19 protein-coding genes and 1 pseudogene are annotated in these 21390 nt (G+C 69.4%); 13 read left to right on the plus strand and 7 right to left on the minus strand.

What is annotated here, in order from left to right:
* Positions 1-19 precede the first annotated feature (19 nt).
* Positions 20-2116, minus strand: a complete 2097-nt coding sequence (locus ABZ928_RS38120; protein ID WP_361529063.1) for a hypothetical protein — start codon at positions 2114-2116, stop codon at positions 20-22.
* A gap of 236 nt (positions 2117-2352) precedes the next feature.
* Here ABZ928_RS38120 and ABZ928_RS38125 point away from each other — a divergent pair, with 236 nt between their 5' ends.
* The 3 genes from ABZ928_RS38125 (at position 2353) to ABZ928_RS38135 (ending at position 6266) form a co-directional block, all read left to right on the plus strand.
* Entirely contained in the window at positions 2353-3723 is a 1371-nt protein-coding gene (locus ABZ928_RS38125) for a Gfo/Idh/MocA family oxidoreductase (protein ID WP_361529066.1), read from the plus strand.
* 304 nt (positions 3724-4027) lie between these two features.
* On the plus strand, positions 4028-5293 hold the full coding sequence (locus ABZ928_RS38130; protein WP_361529069.1) for an MFS transporter: 1266 nt from the start codon (positions 4028-4030) through the stop codon (positions 5291-5293).
* 268 nt (positions 5294-5561) lie between these two features.
* Positions 5562-6266 (plus strand): CoA transferase subunit B, encoded by a 705-nt coding sequence (locus ABZ928_RS38135; RefSeq protein WP_361529072.1) that lies wholly within the window; start codon positions 5562-5564, stop codon positions 6264-6266.
* On the opposite strand, the gene ABZ928_RS38140 is transcribed toward ABZ928_RS38135, so the two are convergent.
* Positions 6224-7054 carry a helix-turn-helix transcriptional regulator gene (locus ABZ928_RS38140; protein ID WP_361529075.1) on the minus strand — a complete coding sequence of 277 codons (831 nt, stop codon included), beginning with the start codon at positions 7052-7054 and terminating at the stop codon, positions 6224-6226. The genes ABZ928_RS38135 and ABZ928_RS38140 overlap by 43 nt on opposite strands.
* Before the next feature lie 113 nt (positions 7055-7167).
* On the opposite strand from ABZ928_RS38140, the gene ABZ928_RS38145 reads away from it, so the two are divergent.
* Positions 7168-7764 carry an NAD(P)H-dependent oxidoreductase gene (locus tag ABZ928_RS38145; RefSeq protein ID WP_361529078.1) on the plus strand — a complete coding sequence of 199 codons (597 nt, stop codon included), beginning with the start codon at positions 7168-7170 and terminating at the stop codon, positions 7762-7764.
* On the opposite strand, the gene ABZ928_RS38150 is transcribed toward ABZ928_RS38145, so the two are convergent.
* A complete protein-coding gene (locus ABZ928_RS38150; RefSeq protein ID WP_361529081.1) occupies positions 7727-9103 on the minus strand; it encodes a HupE/UreJ family protein in 1377 nt (458 codons plus the stop codon). The two genes, ABZ928_RS38145 and ABZ928_RS38150, sit on opposite strands and share 38 nt — an antisense overlap.
* Positions 9103-9994 (minus strand): annotated as a pseudogene (locus ABZ928_RS38155) (DUF3500 domain-containing protein). The gene ABZ928_RS38150 and the pseudogene ABZ928_RS38155 overlap by 1 nt, the downstream one beginning before the upstream one ends.
* Between ABZ928_RS38155 and ABZ928_RS38160 the strand changes: the two are divergent.
* The 4 genes from ABZ928_RS38160 (at position 9894) to ABZ928_RS38175 (ending at position 13608) form a co-directional block, all read left to right on the plus strand.
* On the plus strand, positions 9894-10208 hold the full coding sequence (locus ABZ928_RS38160; protein ID WP_361529126.1) for a hypothetical protein: 315 nt from the start codon (positions 9894-9896) through the stop codon (positions 10206-10208). The pseudogene ABZ928_RS38155 and the gene ABZ928_RS38160 overlap by 101 nt on opposite strands.
* A gap of 283 nt (positions 10209-10491) precedes the next feature.
* Positions 10492-11211: a response regulator transcription factor gene (locus ABZ928_RS38165; protein ID WP_361529084.1), complete on the plus strand. Its 720-nt coding sequence runs from the start codon at positions 10492-10494 to the stop codon at positions 11209-11211.
* A gap of 193 nt (positions 11212-11404) precedes the next feature.
* Positions 11405-12742 carry a DUF3500 domain-containing protein gene (locus ABZ928_RS38170; RefSeq protein WP_361529087.1) on the plus strand — a complete coding sequence of 446 codons (1338 nt, stop codon included), beginning with the start codon at positions 11405-11407 and terminating at the stop codon, positions 12740-12742.
* Positions 12743-12990: 248 nt separating this feature from the next.
* On the plus strand, positions 12991-13608 hold the full coding sequence (locus tag ABZ928_RS38175) for a signal protein (protein WP_361529090.1): 618 nt from the start codon (positions 12991-12993) through the stop codon (positions 13606-13608).
* A gap of 246 nt (positions 13609-13854) precedes the next feature.
* On the opposite strand, the gene ABZ928_RS38180 is transcribed toward ABZ928_RS38175, so the two are convergent.
* Positions 13855-14337 (minus strand): hypothetical protein, encoded by a 483-nt coding sequence (locus ABZ928_RS38180; RefSeq protein ID WP_361529093.1) that lies wholly within the window; start codon positions 14335-14337, stop codon positions 13855-13857.
* Between the two features lie 223 nt (positions 14338-14560).
* On the opposite strand from ABZ928_RS38180, the gene ABZ928_RS38185 reads away from it, so the two are divergent.
* The 4 genes from ABZ928_RS38185 (at position 14561) to ABZ928_RS38200 (ending at position 18831) form a co-directional block, all read left to right on the plus strand.
* Entirely contained in the window at positions 14561-16699 is a 2139-nt protein-coding gene (locus tag ABZ928_RS38185; RefSeq protein WP_361529096.1) for a hypothetical protein, read from the plus strand.
* 39 nt (positions 16700-16738) lie between these two features.
* A complete protein-coding gene (locus ABZ928_RS38190) occupies positions 16739-17122 on the plus strand; it encodes a nuclear transport factor 2 family protein (protein ID WP_361529099.1) in 384 nt (127 codons plus the stop codon).
* A 105-nt stretch (positions 17123-17227) separates the two neighbouring features.
* Positions 17228-17803, plus strand: a complete 576-nt coding sequence (locus ABZ928_RS38195; RefSeq protein WP_361529102.1) for a hypothetical protein — start codon at positions 17228-17230, stop codon at positions 17801-17803.
* Positions 17804-18072: 269 nt separating this feature from the next.
* Entirely contained in the window at positions 18073-18831 is a 759-nt protein-coding gene (locus tag ABZ928_RS38200) for a hypothetical protein (protein WP_361529123.1), read from the plus strand.
* Between the two features lie 144 nt (positions 18832-18975).
* On the opposite strand, the gene ABZ928_RS38205 is transcribed toward ABZ928_RS38200, so the two are convergent.
* Entirely contained in the window at positions 18976-19566 is a 591-nt protein-coding gene (locus ABZ928_RS38205; RefSeq protein ID WP_361529105.1) for a class I SAM-dependent methyltransferase, read from the minus strand.
* A gap of 160 nt (positions 19567-19726) precedes the next feature.
* Entirely contained in the window at positions 19727-20920 is a 1194-nt protein-coding gene (locus ABZ928_RS38210; protein ID WP_361529108.1) for a cytochrome P450, read from the minus strand.
* 141 nt (positions 20921-21061) lie between these two features.
* On the opposite strand from ABZ928_RS38210, the gene ABZ928_RS38215 reads away from it, so the two are divergent.
* A partial coding sequence (locus ABZ928_RS38215) for a transposase family protein (RefSeq protein WP_361529111.1) occupies positions 21062-21390 on the plus strand: 329 nt, incomplete at its 3' end.

Below are 21390 nucleotides of genomic sequence, written 5' to 3' on the forward strand. Positions count from 1 at the left end.
CACTTGTCGGAGGACCCGGCTAGCCGATCCTCGGTGCCGTCGCCCCAGGCGCTTCGGCCTGTTCCCGCGTCTCCAGCCACAGCAGCAGGTGCCAGTCCTGGTCGTTGGCGAGCGGGTCGGCGGTGTGGGCGGGTCTGCCGTCGATGGTCGAGGGCATGACGAAGGCGCAGGTGGCGGAGCCGTCCTCGGAGTAGTTCGCCATGTTGGCGCGCAGGATCGCGTCGGCGAGGCGGTCGGTTTCGTGGGTGCGCAAGGAGGCTGGCAGACGCAGCAGGGTCACGGCCGTCAGCGTGCTCCAGTAGTGCGGGAAGACGTCGCCCCAGAGCCGGTTGGCGCCGAACCAGTAGCCGTCCCAGTGCCGGATGGCGACGCCGTGGAGGCGGGCGTGGGGCTGGGGGCCGCCGAAGGACAGGAGCCAGGGCAGCCGTTCGCCGACCGCGTCGAGGAAGACCGGGTCGCCGGTCAGGGTGTGGGCATCGGTGAGGAGATCGAGCAGTGGGGCCACGATGGACTGCTCGTAGGCGACCTCGTGGGCGGGCAGTTGTCGGCCCGCCGCCACGAACGCCCGGGCGCTGCCGATGAGTTGGTCCCGCAGCTTCTCGGCGCGGTCGGGCTGCCCGTCCGCGTCGAGAGCGGCGCACACCGCCGGCGTCGTGGGGGAGAGGCCGATGGACAGATGGGCGGCGCCTCCGAGTTCGAAGCTGCGCTCAAGGATCCGGGCGGCGAGGTCGAGGTCGTCCGGCCGACCGTGGGCGCGATGCCGGTCGTGGAAGAAGCGGGCCAGCCACGGGGTGTCGTAGAGGCGGGGCCCGGTGTGCCAGGTCTGGGAGCCGCGGCGCGGGGCGGCGGTGTCGTCGAGGAGATGGCGGCGGGCGAAGCCGGCCCAGCCCTCCAGCAAGGGATCGACCTCCGCCGCGTCCACCAGGCCACGGGCGACGGCGGCCTGGAGCAGCAGCGGCATGGCGATCCGCTCGGAGCCGTCCGTCCAGTCCGCCCAGCCGTTGGTCGCCTGGGTCAGCCCGGTGCGGGTGTCCACCGGCACGAAGGCGTGCGCGAGCAACCCGGGCCGCTCCCGGGCCAGTTGATACCGCGTGATGTAGGCGACCCGGCGCCGTACGACCTCCTCCAGCGGCAGATGGAACAGCACCTCGGTGCGGGCCCCGTCCCCGATGTCCAGCCGGAAGCAGCCGTGCCGTGAGGCCCGCACGCGGTAGCGGCCCTCCGCCGCGCGCTCCACCGTCACGTCCGGATCCGGGCTGCTCACGGAGGCCGCCTCGACCACGATCGGCTCCCCGAACTCCCCGAACTCCCCGGGCTCCACGCCTTCCCGGAGCTCGGCGGCGTACGCGGACAGGACAGCCGGCGGGCGGGTCGCGACGACGAAATCCTCGACCGACGCGTACCAGCCCAGCTCCCACGCCACCGTCGTCGACTCGCCGGGGCCGAGCCGGAGCACCGGCTGCCCGCCGAACGCCTCCGGATTACGGGCCTGGTCGGTGACGAGCAGGACCAGGTGACCGCGGACATTGGACTGCGAGTACTGGTTGCGCGACTCCACCGAGTAGGCGCGGACGGCTCCCTCTCTCACGATCAGGCCCAAACACCGGCCTTCCCCGGACATCGGCTGCGCGAGCGCCCACGCCCAGGTCCCGCCGGTGAACAGATGGGCGTGCACGGCCCGTTCCAGGGACGCCTCGGCCCCGTCGTACAGGTCGGCGAAGGGTGTCTGAACGCCGAGGCCGGTGATGGTGAGGGGTTCCTCGGCCGAGTTGATGACGGTGTACCGCTCGCACAGCAGGCCCCCGTGCTCATACCGGCGCACCTCGACCCGAACCCCCGGCAGCGGTGCGTGCACCGCCTCGACGGCCCCGTCGTCGGCCACCCGCAGGTCGGCGGGCGTGTGCCAGCGGGCCCCGCCCCGGTCGGTGATGAGGTGCCCCGACCCCCACTGGTGCTCCAGCGAGTGCCACGGGGTGCCAACGTTGTCCAGCAGGAACCGGCGGGCCGGGGCCTCCTCGTCGACGAACTGAACGGGAGCACCGGTGAGTTGGTCGAGCACCGCGTGCCCGGAAGCGAAGGCGAGGATGCCCGGGACGGTGGCGCCAAGGTGCTGCACTGGACTCGACCCTTCTCCGGCTCGATCACAAACGGCGCCATTGAACAGGGCGATCGCGGCCGCGCCAACCCCTCAGGTCCCCTTTTCCGGTGAGTCGGCCACCTCGAAATTTTTCGGTCCATGACGCCATTGCCCGGCACCCCGACGACCGGTAACCCAGTGATCTACGCCCCACCGACAGACCCACCGACAGACCCACCGACAGACCCACCCACGGACCCATCGAAGGAACCAAGGTGCCCACTTCCCCCACCCCGCCGCGCTACGCCCTCGTGGGTACCGGGTCACGTGCCCAGATGTACATCGACGCGATGACCGGCATCCACGCCCCGGTCTGCGAGTTCGTCGCCTGGAGCGACACCAACTCCGGACGCCTCGACGTCCACGAGCGGCGCCTGCGCGAGGCCGGCGCGGTGCCGCCCGTGCGCTTCGCCCCCGACGAGGTCACCGAGGCGGTGCGCGAGCACCGGATCGACCGGGTCATCGTGACCACGCCCGACGTCACGCACGCCGACGTCGTCGTGGCCGCCCTGGAAGCCGGAGCCGACGCCCTCGTCGAGAAACCGCTGACCACCACCGAGGACGGCGTCCGTCGTATCGCCGAGGCCGTGGAGCGCACCGGACGGCGGGTCACTGTCACCTTCAACTACCGCTATTCGCCGCGCAATACGGCCCTGAAGCAGGTCATCGCCTCGGGCGCGATCGGCCGGGTCACCTCGGTGCACTACGAGTGGCTGCTGGACACCGCGCACGGCGCGGACTACTTCCGCCGCTGGCACCGCTACAAGGAGAACTCCGGCGGACTGCTCATCCACAAGTCCTCCCACCACTTCGACCTCGTCAACTGGTGGCTGGACAGCGTCCCCACGCGTGTCTTCGCCAGTGGCGGCCTGCGGTTCTACGGCGCTGCGGCCGCCGCCCGCCGAGGGCTCGGACCACGCCCGGAGCGCGGCACCACCGACTCGCCGCTGCGCGACGCCTTCAGCCTCGACCTGCGCCGCGACCCCTGGTACAAGGCCCTCTACCTGGAAAACGAGCACCACGACGGCTACCGCCGCGACCAGGACGTCTTCGACCCGGGCATCACCATCGAGGACAACCTCTCCCTGGTGGTCGACTACGCCTCGGGCGCCTCCATGACGTACGCGCTCAACGCCCACTCACCGTGGGAGGGATACGTCATCGGCGTGAACGGCACCGAGGGCCGTGCCGAACTCACCGTCGTCGAGCGCGGATCGGTGACCACGGACGCCGACGGCCACGTGATCACCGACCCGAGCGCCCACCCCGAACTGGTCGTCCACGACAGCGAGCGCCCTGTCGGCGAGCGGCTCGTGGTGCAGCGGCACTTCGAGCAGGCCCGCGAGGTCCCGATCCCGCAAGGCCAGGGCGGTCATGGCGGTGGCGACGCCGTTCTGCTCCGCGATGTCTTCGTCGGCGCGGACGAGGACCCCCTCGGCCACGCCGCGTCCTGGCAGGACGGCGTACGGTCCGTCGTGGTGGGCCTGGCCGGCAACCGCTCCCTGACGACCGGCAACGCCGTCCCCCTCCACCGGCTGGACCTCGGACCCGCGGCATCGCTGATCACCGCGACGCCTCAGCCCTGACCAGGGGACCCTTCGGACAGCCGACGGGCGTGCGGCCGAGCTTCGCCAGGGACAGGGCAAGGACCAGTCGGCAGCCGTGGAAGGGGAAGTGAATCCGGAAGGCTCATCCATCGCGTGGATGAGCCGGATACGTGATTCGGATCGCTCACGGGATGGCAGCAGGGCGCGGGGCCGCCCCATAGTCGTCGCTACCGCACACCGCTGTCCGGCCCGGCGGCCCCTGTGCGGCCATCCTCGGCATGCCCGCGCCGTCGGCGCCCGTGACAGGCATGCCGGCTTCCGTGCACCGTCCCCTGGAGTCGCCATGCCTGGTTCCGCCCCGCCAACCGCCACGGCCGACGATGTCGTGTCGTCGCCTGTCTCCCTCACGGGCCCGGCTCACCTGTTGCGTGTGACCCTGCTGATGGCGGGCAGCTGTCTGCCGATCCTCGGGGCGGTGTTGATCGCCCCGGTGCTGCCGAAGATGCAGGACCACTTCGAGTCGACCCCGGGCGCCAAGGCGCTGGTTCCTCTCGCGCTGACCGTTCCGGCACTCGCCCTGGCTCTGCTGGCCCCGTTCGCCGGGGTGATCGTGGACCGGCTCGGCCGCAGACGGCTGCTGATCGTGACGACGCTGCTGTATGCCGTGTTCGGCACGGCCCCGCTGTATCTGGACTCGCTGGGCGCGATCATCGTCAGCCGCGCCCTGGTGGGCGTCGCCGAGGCCGCGATCATGACCTGCTGCACCACCCTGATCGGCGACTACTACTCCGGACAGCGACGGGTGAAGTACCTCGCCCTCCAGACCATGTGCGCCTCCGCCTCGGCCACCGTCTTCTTCGTGCTCGGCGGCGCGGCGGGGTCGGCCGGCTGGCGGGTGCCGTTCTGGGCCTATGCCGTGAGCCTGGTGCTCGCCCCGCTGATGGCCACCGCTCTGCCCAGCCCGACGGCCCACGCGAGCGCCGACGAGGGCGCGGTTGCCGAGGCGGAGCCCCACCGGGCCTTCCCCTGGCGGCAGTTGGCGGGCATCTGTGCCCTCACCTTCTTCGGGGCGATGGTCTTCTACGCCGTCCCGGTGGAGATGTCGTACCTGCTGGACGACCTCGGCGTGAAGGACTCGGGCGTCATCGGCGTGGCCACCGCGAGCGCCAGTGCGGCCACCGTAGGCGGCGCGATCACCTTCGCACGGCTCAAGCGTTCGCCGGACCCGATGCTGCCCGCCGTGCTCACGCTCTGCGCGGTCGGCTTCGTCGTGATGTCTCTCGCGGGAAACGCTCCGGTGCTGGTCGTCGGTGCGGTGATCAACTGTGCGGGCACGGGCATGCTGCTGCCCGCCCTCCTCACCAGCGCAATGTCCCGTCTGGCGTTCGAGGACCGCGGCCGTGGCACCGGATTGTGGACGGCGGCGTTCTTCGGCGGGGAGTTCGTCTGCCCGCTGGTGCTGCTCGCCGGTGAGTCGGCGGTGGGGAGTCTCGCGGGGGCGGTGGGGGTCCTGGGAGTGGTCTCGGCTGTTGTCGCCGCGGGGCTGGTGGCCGTACGACGGTGGGTTGGGGCGGTTGATCCGCGGCCACTGCCGGAGCAGTTGGCCTGACGTGCCAGGTCAGTGCCGTGATGCGCGGTCGACCGGCCGCGGTGCTGCCGCGGCCGGTCGCACGCTGCGGCATCACGGATCGATACGGCATCACGGATCGATGCGGCCCCGCAGATCGCTGCGGCCCCGCCCGCCATGGGCCCTTACGCGCCCGTCAGCTGTGCTCCCACATCCGCGGCCTTCTGCCGCAACCAGATGTGCGCCGCGTCCTGGGCGTGCACCGGATGCCACCACATCGCCAGCAGATCGAGAAGAGGACCGTCCGCACATGAACACCCCCGTCCGCACCAGGCCCGGCTGGACCCGCGAGCAGATGGCCGCCCGCGCCGCCGCCGAACTCACCGACGGCTCCTACGTCAACCTCGGCATCGGCCTGCCCACCCTGATCCCCGGCCACCTCCCACCGGGCGTGCACGTCGTCCTGCACTCCGAGAACGGCATCCTCGGCACCGGCCCCTACCCGTACGACGACGAGGTCGACCCCGACCTGATCAACGCGGGCAAGGAGACCGTCACCGTCCTGCCCGGCGCGAGCTTCTTCGACTCCGCCCTGTCCTTCGGCATGATCCGCGGCGGCCACATCGACACCGCCGTCCTCGGCGCCATGCAGGTCTCACAGCGCGGTGACCTCGCCAACTGGATGATCCCCGGGAAAATGGTCAAGGGCATGGGCGGCGCCATGGACCTCGTCCACGGCGCCCGCCGCGTCATCGTCCTCATGGACCACACCGCCAAGGACGGCACCCCGAAAATCCTCACCGAGTGCACCCTTCCGCTGACCGGCGAGCGCTGCGTCCATCGCGTCATCACCGACCTCGGCGTCCTCGACATCACCGAACACGGCCTCGCCCTCGTCGAGACCGCACCCGGCATCACCATCGCCGACATCACCGAACGAACCGACGCACCCTTGCACACCCACCTTCCGTTTCACGCCGACAGCCTTCCAAGTTGCTGCGCGCACCCCCTTTGACCAAGGCCCAGTTGTTCGACGGCTTGGGCTGTCCGGTCGTCGGCGGGGAGGTGCACCGTCAACTGCAATGCGTCCGAGTCGAGTTCGAAGATTTCCCGCTCAAGTCGTAGCTCATGGCCGTAGGGGTGGTTGATCCGCAGGACCCCGCGTCGCGGGACGATGTGGCGTTGCAGACGCCGGGTCAGTTCGGGCTCGGCAGTGAACTGCGCTGAGTTCGAAGGCGAGTTGGCGAACCACAGGTCGTATGCCTGTTCGTCGGCCACGTCGTCCCAGTCGGCGAAGAAGGTGCGGGCGCGGGGGTCGCTGAAGACGTACCGGGTGAGGTTCAGGGGTTGGGTGTCGAGCAGTCCGCTGCCCTGGGTGACCGCCGCGTAGGCAGGGGTGTGGGCGAGGATGTCGCCCAGCCGGTTGGTGAGGACGGCGATGCCCGGTTCGAGGAGGCGGAGGGTTTGCAGAACGCCGGGTCGTACATGCTGGGGCTCGGGTGCGGGCCGGGTGTGCGCGGTGCACTCTCCGCCCGTGATCTTCGTGAGGTGGCGCAGGTGGGCGCGTTCCGTGGGGGAGAGGCTGAGGGCGTCGGCGAGTCCGTTGAGCACCGCTATCGAAGGGTTGCGGTCCCGGCCCTGTTCGATGCGGGTGAGGTACTCGACGCTGATGCCCGCGCGTGCCGCGAGGTCCGTGCGGCGCAGGCCTGGTGAGCGACGGCGGCCGGTGGTCGGCAGGCCGAGTGTCTCCGGCTGGATGCTGTCGCGCTTGCTGCGGATGAAATCCCCCAACGGCGTGCCCATGGCCTCGAGGATAGGGCGGGCCGCGCCGGACACGGTGCCGTGAGGCTGGCCCTGCGAGGGCCAGCCTGAACGCGGCCTGGCTGTGGCAGGGATCCGGCCCGACCGTCGTGGGTATGGACAACAACCCGTACAAGCTGGTCGTCATCGGTGCGAGCGTCAGAGAAGGGCGGTTCGGACCGGTGGTGACCTCCTGGTTCGCCGAACAGGCCGCACGGCACGGCGGTTTCGACGTCGAAGTCGTCGACCTGGCCGGCATCGAGATCCCGTTGCCGCTGCCCGCGGTATCGCCGAAGCACGCCGGTGACGACTACCCGCGTCCGGCCGGGATGCGGCCGCTGACCACCGCTCTTGCGAGCGCGGACGCGTTCGTGCTGGTCACCCCCGAGTACAACCACAGCTACCCGGCCTCCCTGAAAGCCGCCATCGACTGGCACTTCACCCAGTGGGCGGCCAAGCCGGTGGCCTTCGTCAGCTACGGCGGCGCGGCGGGTGGCCGCCATGCCGTTCTGCACCTGGAGAACGTACTGACCGAAGTACACGCGGTGACGATCCGTGACGGCCTCTCCTTCCCCAACTACCCGACCGGCTGGCAGGACGGCCGCCCGCTCGACCCTGCGACCGCCGGGTACGCCAAGACGGTGCTCGACCAGCTGGGTTGGTGGGCCGGAGCACTCAAGTCGGCACGCGAGGCCACCCCTTACGCCTGGTGAAACGCTTCGAGTGCGGCCGTAACCGTTCTCCCTGAACGCCCGCCCAGAGCGCCGAGAGCAACGCGATGCCCACGAGGACCAGCAGCAGCTGAGAGGTATGCGCACCGGCGCTGTCCGCGGCGCGGGCGACCCGGTTGGGTACGCCGAGCCGGTCGAGCAGCCAGCCCAGGGCGGCAACGGCGGTGAACGCCGCGCACGTACGGCGCAGGACGGAGTGCCGCGGCAGCCGGGACAGCACGAGCAGGCCCGGCAGTGCGAGGAGGACGAGCACGAGCTGTACCGCCTCGATGCCGAGGTTGAACCCCGCGAGGCTGAGGGCCAGTTGGGAGGTGGAGAGGTTCATCTCGGCCAGGATGAGGGAGAACGCCAGGCCGTGCCCGAGTCCGAAGACCCCGGCGACGACGGCCTCGTGACCGGGGAAGAGCGGACGGACGGCGTGGACCGCGCCGACGAGGATGCTCAGGGCGATGAACACCTCGACCGGCTGGGCCGGGATGTCCAGGCGGCCGAAGGCCCCGGCGGCGAGCGCGAGGGAGTGCCCGACGGTGAAGGCGAGGGTGGTGCGGCCGATACGGCCGACGGCGGTCCCCGCGCCGACCGTGCCGCGCCAGCGGTTCCCTGCCGCGAGGAGCGGCGCCGGCAGCAGCAGGATCAGCAGGAAGAGCAGGTGGTCGGTGCCCTCGAGGATGTGGTGGGCGCCGAGCCGGAACATGGCGTACGTCCCGCTCCACGCGCTGCCGCTCTCCAGGTCGACGGTGAGGCCCGGGACCTTCATGGTCCGGGTGTCGGTGCGGATCACGCCCACCTGGGTGGCGTCGTCGCCCTCGCTCACCTTGCCGGTGACCCAGTCCTGGCGGACCGAGACGAGCGCGGTGTGGGTGACGACCTGGTGGACGACGACGTCGTAGCCGAGGTCGAAGTGGCGGGTGTCGCCGCCGGGCGGTGGCGTGAGGGTGGCCTGGACGGTGAGTTCGCGGTACGGGCCGGTGGAGGTCTGTTCCGCCTGGCCGAGGGCGACGGCGCCGAAGGTGACCGTCCACGCCTCGCCCTGGAGGGTGGTGGGGCGCAGGTGGGCCGCCAGATAGCGGCGGACGGCCGCGCTCTGCCCGGCCACTGTGGCGGCGGTCGGTTCGATGCCGCTGGCGGTGGTGAAGTCGCCTGACGGGAGGTCGAGTTCGGCGGTCACCGACGACTCGTGGACATCGAGCAGGACCACGGAGTGCGGCATGGGATGCGCGGCAGCCGGCGGCGCTGCCAGGAGCAGCGCCGCCGTCACCACCGCCGCGATCCCGGCCATCGCACGCAGTGCGGATGACAGTGAGATCGGCAGGCGGTTCATCAGAAGGAGAACTCTCCCCCGTAGTCGGTGGTGTGGTCGCGGTACACGGTGTGGTAGTGGATCTGACTGGAGAAGACCACGCCGTTCTGGCAGACGAACTCGATCCACACGCCCGGACCGTCGATGCGGACGTAGTCGCCCTGGGCGCTCAGATCGGTGCTGCCGGAGTAGGCGATGTAGGTGTCGTCGAGCTCCGACTCGTAGGTGCTCAGCACGGAGGCCGCGGTGGTGTCGTCCGCCACGTCGACCCAGGACTTGATGGCGGCGAGCACCAACTGCTGCTGAGCGTCGGTCAGTTCGCTGACCTTGAGGCCTTCCTTGGTGGTCGGGAACTGGCCGTCCTCGTCCGGGCCGAGCAGTACGTCGCTGAACGACTCGGAGCTTCGCCGACGCCAGCTCGGTGGTGCTGAGACTGTCGACCATCGCCTTCATCCCGTCGTACATCCCCGACAAGGGGGCGTACGACGTGCCGTCCTCGGTCCAGCTGGTCGGCTCCACGCCCACGAAGTACGGGGTCGAGCCCTCGACCTCGCCGTCCTTGTACGTCATGTTGAACGCGAGGTGGTGGCCGCCGAAGTGCACCTGCCAGCTGCCGGACGTGCTCGGGGTGCCCAGGAACGCCAGGTAGTAGTTGCCGCTGCCGTAGCCGCCGGCGGTCTCACCGAGGTAGTCGTCGGCCGCCAGGATCTGGGTGATCTGGTCGTAGCCGGAGTCGGTTCCGGTCCCCGCCGCCGCCTCCAGCACCGCCTTGGCCGCGGTCAGCTGGGTGTCGCCGAGCGTGCCCAGCTCGATGCCGACCCGACAGCTGGAACCGCACGGGAGGTTGGACCACGCGGTGGCGTTGGCCTCGGTGAAGTCCAGCAGCACCTCGGCCTGCTGGTCGGAGTCCAGCGTGGCGACGAACGCCTCGGCGGCTTCGACGACGTCCGAGACACTGGAGTCCGCCGTGGTCGCGGCGGCGGTCGAGGTCGAGGTCGCGGTCGTCGAGGCCTGGGCCTTGGGGCGGTCCTGGACAGACGCGGCGTTCGCCGTGGCGTACACCGCGCCCAGAAGCGCGGCGGATGCCGCGGCCGTCGCCACGATCATCTTCCTCCGCTTGCCCTGATTCCTGCGGTGCGCGTTTTTGGCCTGCAATTCGAGACTCCCTTCCGGGAGAAATTCGGCAGAGATTTCCCAAGGAATTGAACTGAAGGAGTTCTGGGAATTCCTGCGGCACTGGATTGATGTGGGGATCACATCGCTCCGTGCTGTGCCGCGCATAAATAAGTTCTCTGTCTGCGATATGACTGACTGTCAACTACCTGAAGCTGCAGGTCAGTTGGCCACATCACGCGAGCAGGCGTGGTGTGGCACAGCGTTCTCACAGCTCGCCGTGGAATCGTCGCGGCATGTCCGGACGTACTGTGCCCCTGGAGGGCGGAGTTCGGGTGCTCATCGTCGACGACGAGCCCGAGCTGACCGAGTTGTTGTCCGCCGCGGTGGCCGAGGTCGGTTGGCGGCCCTATGCCGTGGGAGACGGCCGGGGCGCCTTGCGGATCACGCGCGCGTGCGCCCCGCATGTCGTCGTGCTCGACGGGATGCTCCCCGACCTGGACGGCGTCGACGTCCTGCGCGGACTGCGCGGCATGAACGCGAGGCTGCCCGTACTGATGCTCACCGCCCGGGACGCGCTGGAGCACCGCCTCGACGGTCTGACGGCGGGCGCGGACGACTACGTGACCAAGCCGTTCTCGCTGGACGAGGTCATGCTGCGGCTGCGCGGACTGCTGCGCAGGGCCGGGTCGGAAGAGCCCTGGGACGACGGGCCGGTACGTGTGGTCGGCGACCTCGTCGCGACCGACAAGACGCGCGAGGTACAACGCCGGGGAGAGCCGATCACGCTCACCGCCAAGGAGTTCGACCTGCTGTGGTTTCTGATGAGCCATCCGCACCAGGTGCTCAGCAAGGCCCAGATCCTCGACCATGTGTGGAACGCCGCGTTCGACGGTGAGGGCAACCTCGTCGAGGTCTACGTCCACAGTCTGCGCTCGAAGATCGACAAGGGGCGGACGCGGATGATCCACACGGTACGCGGAGTCGGCTACGCGATCAGGGCCGCGGAGAGCTGACAAGCGCGCCGGGGCGCATGGACTTCTCGAACTCTCACTCTCTCCACAGATATGCAGGTCAGAGCCCATGGCGTGTCCCTTTCGGGGCGTTGTACGGCTCTTGCGTTTCAGGTAGGGCTAAGGCAGCCGCCCCAGAGTCGTAGCTCCACGGACGTTCATCAAGGACGCGCCATGACGAAGGGAGCCAGCGACGATGACCGAGCTCGACGCAGCGCAGTCGAAGGACCGGCAGCCGGAATCCGGCAACAGCGGCGGGGCCCACGCCAGTCGCCGTAACTTCATGCGGAAGGTCTTCTTCGCGAGCGGTGCGACGGCCGTCGTCACGATGGGCGGCGCCGGTGCCTGGGCCGCGATGGCCGACGACACGACCGGCACCGCCGACGCCACGGCGAGCGCCGCGCCGAGCGATGCCCCGAGCGGCGGCCCGGGCGGTGGCACCGGCGGTCCCGGCAACCAGACGATCACCGAGGACTTCTTCGGCCTCACCACCGACGGCAAGCGGATCGACGACCTGTTCACGATCCACTCCACCGGCGTGCAGACCGCCCCGGTGATCACCGCCGCGAACGCCTTCCTCGCCGGACTCACCGACGACCAGAAGACGTCGACACAGTTCACGGTCCACTCCACCGAGTGGCGGCTCTGGAGCAACATCGACTCCTACGAGCGCCAGGGCGTCTCCCTCGCCGACCTCAGCGACGACCAGAAGGCCCTCGGCACCGCCCTGCTGAAGGCGGCGCTGAGCGCGGACGGCCTGGAGACCACGGAGAAGATCCGCAAGATCAACCAGGCGGCCGGCGAGGCGATCGGCAACACGAACTCCTTCAACGAGGACGCCTACTACTGGACCGTGATGGGCACCCCGTCCGCGACCGAGCCCTGGGGCTTCCAGTTCGACGGCCACCACCTCGTCATCAACTACTTCGTCCTCGGCGACCAGGTCGTCATGAGCCCCTGCTTCTGGGGTTCGGAGCCCACCTCGATGGAGATCGACGGCGAGACGGTCACCGTCTGCCACGAGGAGGTCGTCGCCAGCCTCGCCTTCATCAACTCCCTGACCAGCGCCCAGCAGGACGTCGCCATCGAGTCCGCCACCAAGTCGAACGAGTCCATGAAGGCGGGGGCGTTCTCCGACAACACGGTCCAGGCCTACACCGGCATCCGCGGCAACGCGCTCACGGGCGCCCAGAAGACCAAGCTCCTCGGCATCGCGGCGGCGTTCGTCGGCCGCGCCAAGGCCGACGTGGCGAAGGTGACACTGGCGGAGATCCGCAAGCACCTCTCCGACACCTATGTCACCTGGGCGGGCGGCACCGGCGACGAGGACGCCTTCTACGTCCGGGTGCAGAGCCCGGTGGTGTGGATCGAGGTGGACTGCCAGGCCCCCGGCCCGCTGCGCGGCGCCTACGGCGGCACCGAGGGCACCCCCACCCAGATGCACGTCCACTCCATCATCCGCACCCCGAACGGCAACGACTACGGAAAGGAACTCCTCAGGCAGCACTACCTGACCTCGCCTCACCACCAGTGAGGGGACTGGTGAGGGACTGGTGAGGGGCTGTCCTCCCGCCATCCGGACAGCCATGACTCCGCGGGGCTCAATCCGAGTTGGCAGTCGTAGGCGTCCCTGGCAAGATCCTGCCCGATCCTGCGGATCAGGGGGCGCGGGTTCGAATTCCGGCGAGGGTATCCAAGGCGTCCAAGGCGAAGACCCCGGAGCGTTCCGGGGCCTTCGTCGTTGTGAGCGGGGAGGGACACGGAGTGATGAGGATCAGGGGTGTGAGAGCGGGCCTCGCCGGTGCGGGGCTGGCCGTGTTGGTGGGTTGCGGCGGCGGTGGGGGAGACGAAGAGGCCGACGGTGCCGGCGGGGTGTCGAAGCAGGCGACCGCGGCGTCCGCTTCTGCCTCCGCGTCCGCCTCCGCTTCAGGGACCGCGTCCGCATCCGAGTCCGCCTCGGCGCAGGGCCGGCTCGCTCCCGACGTGCTCCAGAGCCTCTGGTGGAGCTGGGCCGCGCTGGAGCCGGAGGAGACCAGCCCCGTCGCCGACGAGGACGGCAGCGACTGTGCGCGGAACCAGCCGGAGGACGTGTGGTTCCTGGCCGGCACCTTCGGTACGCAGGCCGAGCGGACCTGCACGGTTCCCGAAGGCGTGCCCCTCGCCTTCCCCCTGGTGAACCGGATCGGCGAGTCCGCCGACTGCGCGTCCTTCATGGCCGGGGCCGAGGGAACGGCGGTCCTGGACGGCAAGAAGGTCAAGGCGGAGACCTACCCGAACGAGCCGGTCGCGGTGGAGGGCGCCGACGGGACGCCGTCACCGGTACGGGCGGGACCATCGAAGGGGTCGGGTGCGGCGTCTGGGTCCAGCTGCCCCCGCTGGACCTCGGACGGCACACGCTGAAGATCCGCGGCCGGGCCCAGGACTTCTCGACCGGGGTGGACTACACACTCACGGTGGCCGCCACCTCGTAGGCCGCGCTGATCACCGGCATCACGGATCCGGCCATCCGGCACCTGCCGATGACCGGCGGAATCGCTGCGAGGCGCGGGATCGTCAACCGGGCGGCAGGGGCATACCTCACCCCGCAGGGTCGTCACTGTCTTGAGCGATCGGCAGGGGGCTTGGTCCAGCCCCCTGCCGAGCGCACTACGCCTTGAGGGTCACCGCATCGCGCAGCGGTCCGCCCAACTCGGCGGCGGTCTCCTCGTCATCGTCCTCGTCCGGTTCGACGAGGAGGGCGCGCAGCGCGTTGAGGGGGAGTACCCGGGGTGTCTCGACCGCGGGGCCCAGCGCGACGCGCGGGGTGCCGGTCCAGACGCTCTGCGGCGATCCGGGCGCCCCGGGGGGAGCCGCTGGATCCGGGGGGAAGGCGTACCAGTCGGCCCCGTCGTTGACGCGCCGGGCGACCTCGCCGATGTACCACTGGGCGACCTGGACGAACGTGCTGTGCCGGTCGGTGTTGACGGCGTGCATGTCGGCGTACCGGTCGCGGACGAGTAGTTCCAGAGTGTCGAGCGAGGCCGGGGAGAAATCCCACGTCTCCGCTGTGCCGGTCGCCTCCGCCCAGGCCGGGAAGTCCGCTTCCTGGCGGGCGAGCCATGCTGCCAGTTCCGGGTGCGTCTCACTCATGGGCGCCACTGTAGGCGGCACGCGCGGCGGACCGCGCCGCACGACCCTCAAGTCTCTCAAGTCCCTCAAATTCCGATCCGCACAATGGAATTGAGGGCCCACCTTCACCACACTGACACGCTCGGCAGCCCGCTGGACCCCCTAGAGTGTTGCTTGGCGGTGTCATGTCACGGGGGCCGCACCGCTGCGTGAAGGGTCGATCAGGCCCCTGGGGGGACACGCAATGAGGACGAGGAAGTGGATCGCGACACGCGTGGCCGCGCTCGCGATCGGTGCGGGGCTGCTCGCCGGAGGGCTGCCCTTAATTCAGCAGGCGGCGCTGGCCAGCCCCAAGTCGGGGCCGTGTTCGGAGATTTTCGGTACGCCGGACAAGAACCCGGACCTCGACGACCTCCCGGGGTCGGACAAGTACCCCAACGGCTCGCCACCCGACGAGACCCGCAGGTACACCTACCCGAACCCCAAGCGCACCGTCTCGGGCATCGACCTGCCGCCAGGCATGAATGGGCAAGAGCTGCTGGAGAAGTACGGCATCGACACCAGGCGCTACCCGGTGGACTCCCCGGAGCGGGCCTACGCCGCGTGGAACCGCAACCAGACCGTCGGCACCAGGGTCTGGACCGGCAGCTTCCGGACCTGGCTGATCGAGCAGTACATCGGCCTCGAAGTCATCGGCAAGCGCGGGGACGCCTTCCACAAGAAGGTCGCGGAGGACTTCGGCATCGGCGGCTCGGAGTGGCAGTGCGAGCAGAACATCCCCGGCGCCAAACGCAGGGGCGACTTCGTCAATGAACAGCGGCGGATCCTGATCGAGGTCAAGTCGACCGGCGAGATCAAGAACGACCAGCTGAAAGAGGACAAGAAGCTGATCGAGCAGGGCTGGGACGTGCGGTACGTCTTCGGTGAGGCCCCCGACGAGAAGGCGGTTGCCAAGCTGAAGGCGGCCGGAATCAAGGTCCATGTGCACGCGTCCGCCGCGATACCGGAGTTCACGCCGAACGAGAACACCGCCCCGAAGGACCTCGAACTCTTCACCCCCGACGCGAAGACCGCCCCCTCCACCGGGGACGGCGTCAACGCGATCCGCGGCTCCGCCGACACCGAGGCCGAGGCCCGCGCGAACCAGCGGCAACTCCAGGGCGCGGAAGGCGAGTCGGGCAATCCGGGCGGTGTGGACTTCTCCACCCTCCAGCTCAGCTACGTGGGCGCGTCCAAGGACGGCAAGGGCCTGGACTACTCCTTCAAGGCCGCCCGGAACCCGGACGAGGACACCAACCCCTCCTGGGGCGGCATGGCCAAGGCGCACCTCGCCTCGGACGCGTTCTTCACCTGGCTGGCGCTCACGCCGGACAAGTTCTGGGTCAACCTCAACCCCACCGAACCCGACCGGATCATGGACAGCACGTTCGCGAAGACCGACGCGGGGCGCGTGCTGCTCGAAGCGGACCTCACCATGAAGCACGACTTTGCGAAGACGGTGAACCCCAAGACCCGGCTGGGCGCCCGTTTCTGGAACGCCCTCAGTCTCGTCGGCGGCCAGCCCTGCATGCCGGTCATCCGGAACTGGATCGTGCCGGACACCGCCAAGGTCCGTGAGCAGGACGGCGGCATCTACATCCTCGACGCCCCGCTGAAGGTCAACTCGGTCCCGTACGAGGGCACCATCCCCGGCGACCAGTGCCGCAAGACGTCCGAGCAGCGCGAGCACGACCAGCGACTCGTGGACGAGATGATCCGCCCGGTCGTCGAGAAGCGGGTCAACACCGCCCCGGAGTACGCCGATCTGCGCCGCGTCTACGCCAGCCGGGTCGCCGCGGAGTGGGTCGCGCGGCAGGACGCGACGAAGCCGGGCCCGTATCACGCCATCATCGGCAGCGACGACGTCTCCCGGTGGCCGCTGCGCCAGGACAAGGACTGGTCGGAGCAGGACACCTACCAGCGCTACCTGACGTCCTTCAAGGAGGGCGACTACACGTTCGAGCGCCGGTCCGGCAATTGGATCTACACGTACTCCGTCGGCGGCGTCGACTTCTCCAAGACGCCGCAACAGGACATCGGCGGGGACCGGTTCGCGAAGGAGGAGCCGGGACTGCCGAACACCGCCGCCAACTCCCGCGCGCAGGTGACGCATTACCGTGACACCGGCACCACCTGGCTGGGCGGCAGCACTTCCGAGGCATCGGCGTTCGGCCAGGACCTCCTCTCGTCGCCCACCACGACCACAACCCAGGGCGGCGGCCTCGGCACCATCAGCACCACGACCCTCTTCTTCAGCGTGCTGGCCGCAGGCCTGGCGGCAATGACCGGCACCGCGGGCTGGCGGATCCGACGACGACGCCGGGCGGCGCTACGACGCTACTGATCGTGACGGCCGCGCATGCCCGTCGGCATGATGGCCGTCGTGACGAATCAAGCAGCCCTGGAGTCCGAACTCGCGTTGTTCATGGGCGAGTACGAGCGGGCCAACAACAGTCATGACATCGAGCGGGTCATCCCGTTCATCGCCGAGGACGCCACGTACTGGTTCTCGGACGGCTCGTATCAGGGCGTCGAGGAGATCCGGTCCGCGATCGAGAAGACGTTCGCGAAGATCCTCGACGAGGTGTACGAGGTCCGGGAGCTGGAGTGGCCCGTGCTCACCGCCGACATCGCCGTGTGCCGTTATCGGTTTGCCTGGACCGGCGTCGTCGACGGTGAACCCCGCTCCGGCCAGGGGCGGGGCACCAACCTCATCGTGCGACGCGACGGCGACTGGAGGATGCTGCACGAGCATTTGAGCCCCTGACAGATGTCAGGAAGGCAGGGCAGGACAGGCCGAGTACGTTCGCCTCAATGCCGGAGTACGGCCCAGTTCCTCGTTGCCTCCGGGGCTCATCGGGAAAGGAATGTCATGTCCATAACGAAACGCTGCGCATCCCTCGCAGCCGCAGTCGTGGCTGTGTTGTCGGTGGGCGTAGCGGGACCGGCGTCCGCGGCCACGACGCACACACCAGCGTCCTTCGCCCAACAGGCCCGCGCCGCAGGCCTCAGCCGAGCCGACACCGCAGCTCTCCAGACGAAGGTGGACCGCTACCTCACCCACCACGACGGACGCCAGATCGCGGCGAACGAGATCGACCTCGGCGACGGCGCCACGCTGACCGTCACGGTCCCCGGCGAGAAGCGTGTGCGCGACCTGAACACGTCGACCACAAGCCGAGCCGCCGCACAGTGGGAGTGCCAGCAGGAGTACTTCTGCATGTACCGCGACGTGCTGGGCTACGGTGACCGACTCGCCCTGTACTACTGCCAGGACTACGCCCTCCAGGACTGGACCGGCGACGGCTCCTACTACAACCTCCAGACCCGCGGCACCCAGGCCTTGATGAAGGACAGGAACCGCACCGTCATCGACATCACGCCGGGTGCTCCCTACGGCAACCCGAGCTATGACTGGACCCCTGTCTGGTACGTGAGGCCCTGCTGATGCCAGGGGGCCGGGCGAAGGCCCGCACGCGAAGAGCCTGCGATACCGACACCGATACCAGGGCCGTTCACGCTTGACGGCGACGGCCGCGATCGCCGGCATCTTGATGTCGTTCAACGCCTTACCCCATGCCCCGGCCGGGCGATAGGGTCCAGACGTGCGTTGATCTTCCGGGCGGCAGCCACGTGCGGCCGCAGACGGTGCGGGGCGCCCCCTCATGGGGCGCCTCAGTACGTATGCCCGTCATGACCCCACCGGAGATCCACACCATGACTGCTCAGCAGCCCCTGACCTACGACGCGTTCGTCGAGCGCGCTGCCGCTGATCCAGCCGTGGTCGGCCTCGTCCTCAAGGGCTCGCAGGCCCACGACGGCATGATCACCGCGTACTCCGACCACGACTTGTATGTGGTCGTCGCCGATGACGCCAGGACCGACCTGACCGGCCTCGCAGGTCACCGAAGCCCCGAGCTCGACCTCGTTGTCGTCACTCTCGCCGAGTTCCGCGGGGCCGGGATGTCCGCCTGGGAACGCTATGCCTTTGCGCGTGCCCGGATCGTGCTCGACCGGCTCGACGGAGGCATCGCCCGTATCCTCGCCGACCGGGCCCGGCGGGACGCCGACGAGGCGTTGCGGGACTGCGGCGGATGGCTCGACGCCTACGCCAACTCCCTCTACCGCTCGGTCAAAAACCATCGGGACGGCCATTCCCTTGCCGCCCGCCTCGACGCGGCCGACAGCATGCGGTACTTGCTCGAGTTGCTCTTCACGCTCAACCGTCGCCCCCGCCCCTACAACAAGTACCTGGAGTGGGAGCTCGCCCGGTACCCGCTGCCGGGCTGGGACACCGACGTGCTGCTGCGATCCGTGGACAGCATCTCGGCGACGGGCGATGTACCCCTCCAGCGGCACCTGTTCACCCTTGTCGAGAAGGCGGCCCGAGAGGCCGGACACGGTGAGGTGCTGGACGCATGGGGCGACGACCTCGACCTCATGCGACCGCAACCAGCCGACAACGACACCCCCTGAGGCAGTCCAGCGAGCCCCGCCGTGCCTTGTGGCCTGAGGGCACCGATCCGGCTACGGCCGCTCCTGTCCACCATCCCGGACCTGGGAATCCCGGACCTGGGACTGAGCAACTGGTGCGTCGAACACCTGGGCTACGGGCCGGGCTCATCGGGGGAGTGTCTGGGTGATGCGCCACAGACGGCGGGGAAGGTCTCCCTCCTCGAAGGCGAAGACGTCTTCCAGGACCCAGCCCTCGGCGAGCGCGTCGACCAGGGCGCGGGGGAAGAAGTGCACGGCGAAGCCTCCGTGCTCCCAGATGTCGTCGCCGTGGGCGGTGCCTGCGCCGTAGTGGGCGTCGCCGGTGTGCCGCACCGTGTAGAGGAACATCCCGCCCGGTCGAAGGACGCGGCGCACCTCGCCGACCAGGGCGTGGATCTGCGAGGTGGACAGCGCCATGCAGAGGAGCATGTGCGCGAAGACCGCGTCCACCGAGGCGGTCGGCAGGGGCAGCGGGTCGCGGACATCGTGCACGAGGGTCGTCACCTGCTCGGCGACGCCTCGGTCGCGGGCAGCGGCTCGCAACTGCTCAAGACCGGTGGTGCTGAAGTCGGTGGCCTGCACTATGAAGCCCTCGTGGGCGAGGAAGAGGGCGTCGCGGCCGTGGCCGGCACCGAGTTCCAGTACGTCGTTCGCCCCGGCGTCGTGGAACTGGCGGGCGGCGTGGACGGCGGGTGCGGAAGGATGGCCGCCGTACATCCCCGGATGAGCGGCATACGTGTTCTGCCAGTGCGCGCGCTGGTCCTCACCGAGGTCCTTCTCCTCCGCCGCGGTTCCTCTTCTCCCAGGTCAGCTCATTCCGCGTACGCACGGACCCTGCTGAACACGTTACTGGCCAACGCCACTCCGAAGGGCGGCGTCAGTGCCGGTCGGCGGCTACGCGGAATCCGCGGATCACATAGCCGCCTATCTCGTCCTGGAAGGTGACGCGGGGGGATGTGAGCATGCGGATGTTCTCAAGGGCGAAGAGGCGGCCGAGGAAGACGTTGGTCTCCATCAGCGCGAGGTCGGCGCCGGGGCAGCGGTGTGGTCCGTCGCCGAAGGACAGGGCCGCCGCGTATCGGCCGGTGGCCGGCCGGCCGGGCTGGATGGTTGCGGGGGCTGCTCCCACGGCCTCCGGGTCGGTGTTGGCCTCGTCCACGAAGATGTCGACGAGCGCGTCGGTGGGTATGGTGACGGACCCGTCGGAACCCGCGACCTCCAGTGCGCCGGTGGTCCTGCGCCGCAGACGTGCGACCGCGGGTTCCAGGCGCAGGATCTCGTGGATCACCGCCAGGCGTTCCGTCTCGTCTCCGCGCTCGTAGCGCTCGCGTAGCTCCGCGTCGGTGAACAGATGCCATGCGGCGACGCACATGAACTCGCGGGTGGTGACCATTCCGGCGGCGGCGTAGGTGAGGCATTCGCCGAGGATCTCGGGGGTCGAGCAGCCTTCGGCGATCAGGTGGGAGATCAGGTTGTCGGCGGGGTGTTGGCGGTGCGCGCGGACGGCCGGGCGGACGTCGGCGACGTAGATCCGCAGCCAGTTGGTGTTCTGGCGGAACAGCCAGTAGAGCCCGTGCCAACTGGTGAATCCGGGCCTGCCGAACTTCTCGGGAAAGAAGCGCTCCAGCCGGCGCTGGATGCCGCTCCTGCTGTGGGTCAGGCCGATCACCGCGCACGCCACGTCGATCGCGACGCCGAAGGTGAGGTCCTCCAGCCAGGCCTCACCCTCGGTCCGCAGGGTGCTCAGATGTCGGTGCGTGACACGTTCGGTGAGTTCCCGGTAGTGCTCGTCCACGCGGCGAGGCGTGAAGTAGCGGGCGGTCTGACGGCGGTGTTCCCGGTGTTCGAGGCCGTCGCGGTACAGCACGGGCCGCCGGACGCGGGTGGGCAGCTTCTCCACGGTCTCGATGCCCAGGCCTGCCTGAACGGTGTCGGTGCTGCGCAGCACGGCGCGTGCCGCCTGATAGCCGCGCACCTGCCACGTGCCGTCGTGGCCGTGGTCGATCGGGCAGCGGGGACCGCTGGGATCCCTGCGGATCTTCCGTACGTCGTCGTGATCGGCTCGGTCCATCGACTGTTGCCTCCGGCTGGCCTCGGAATCCGGGAGGAGTCCCTGGCGGGCATGTGCAGGCATGGGGTCTTCCAAGATTTTCGTAGGTGTTGATCGGCTGCTCGGTTTCGGCCCGGTCGCGCGTTGTGGTCCGGCAGGCTTGTGACGTGTGAGGTCGAACTGACGGAACTGCTGCCGCACTTGTCGTCGGTGCTGGTGGAGACGGTGGAGTTGGGCCGCTCCTTGGTCAGGATCACGGTGCGGACCCCGGACTCAAGGCCGATGGACTGCCCCGGCTGCGGGCAGCCCTCGAACTGGGTCCACAGCCGCTACGTCCGGCACGTCGCCGACGAGGCGATCGGCGGGAAGCCCGTGGTGATCGACGTGTCGGTGCGACGCCTGTACTGCGAGAAATCCGACTGCGCGAAGACCACCTTCGTCGAGCAGGTCGCCGGACTGACCGAGCGCTACCAGCGCAGAACCCCGGCGCT

It is taken from the genome of Streptomyces sp. NPDC046909 (assembly GCF_040644695.1).
Taxonomy (GTDB): domain Bacteria; phylum Actinomycetota; class Actinomycetes; order Streptomycetales; family Streptomycetaceae; genus Streptomyces.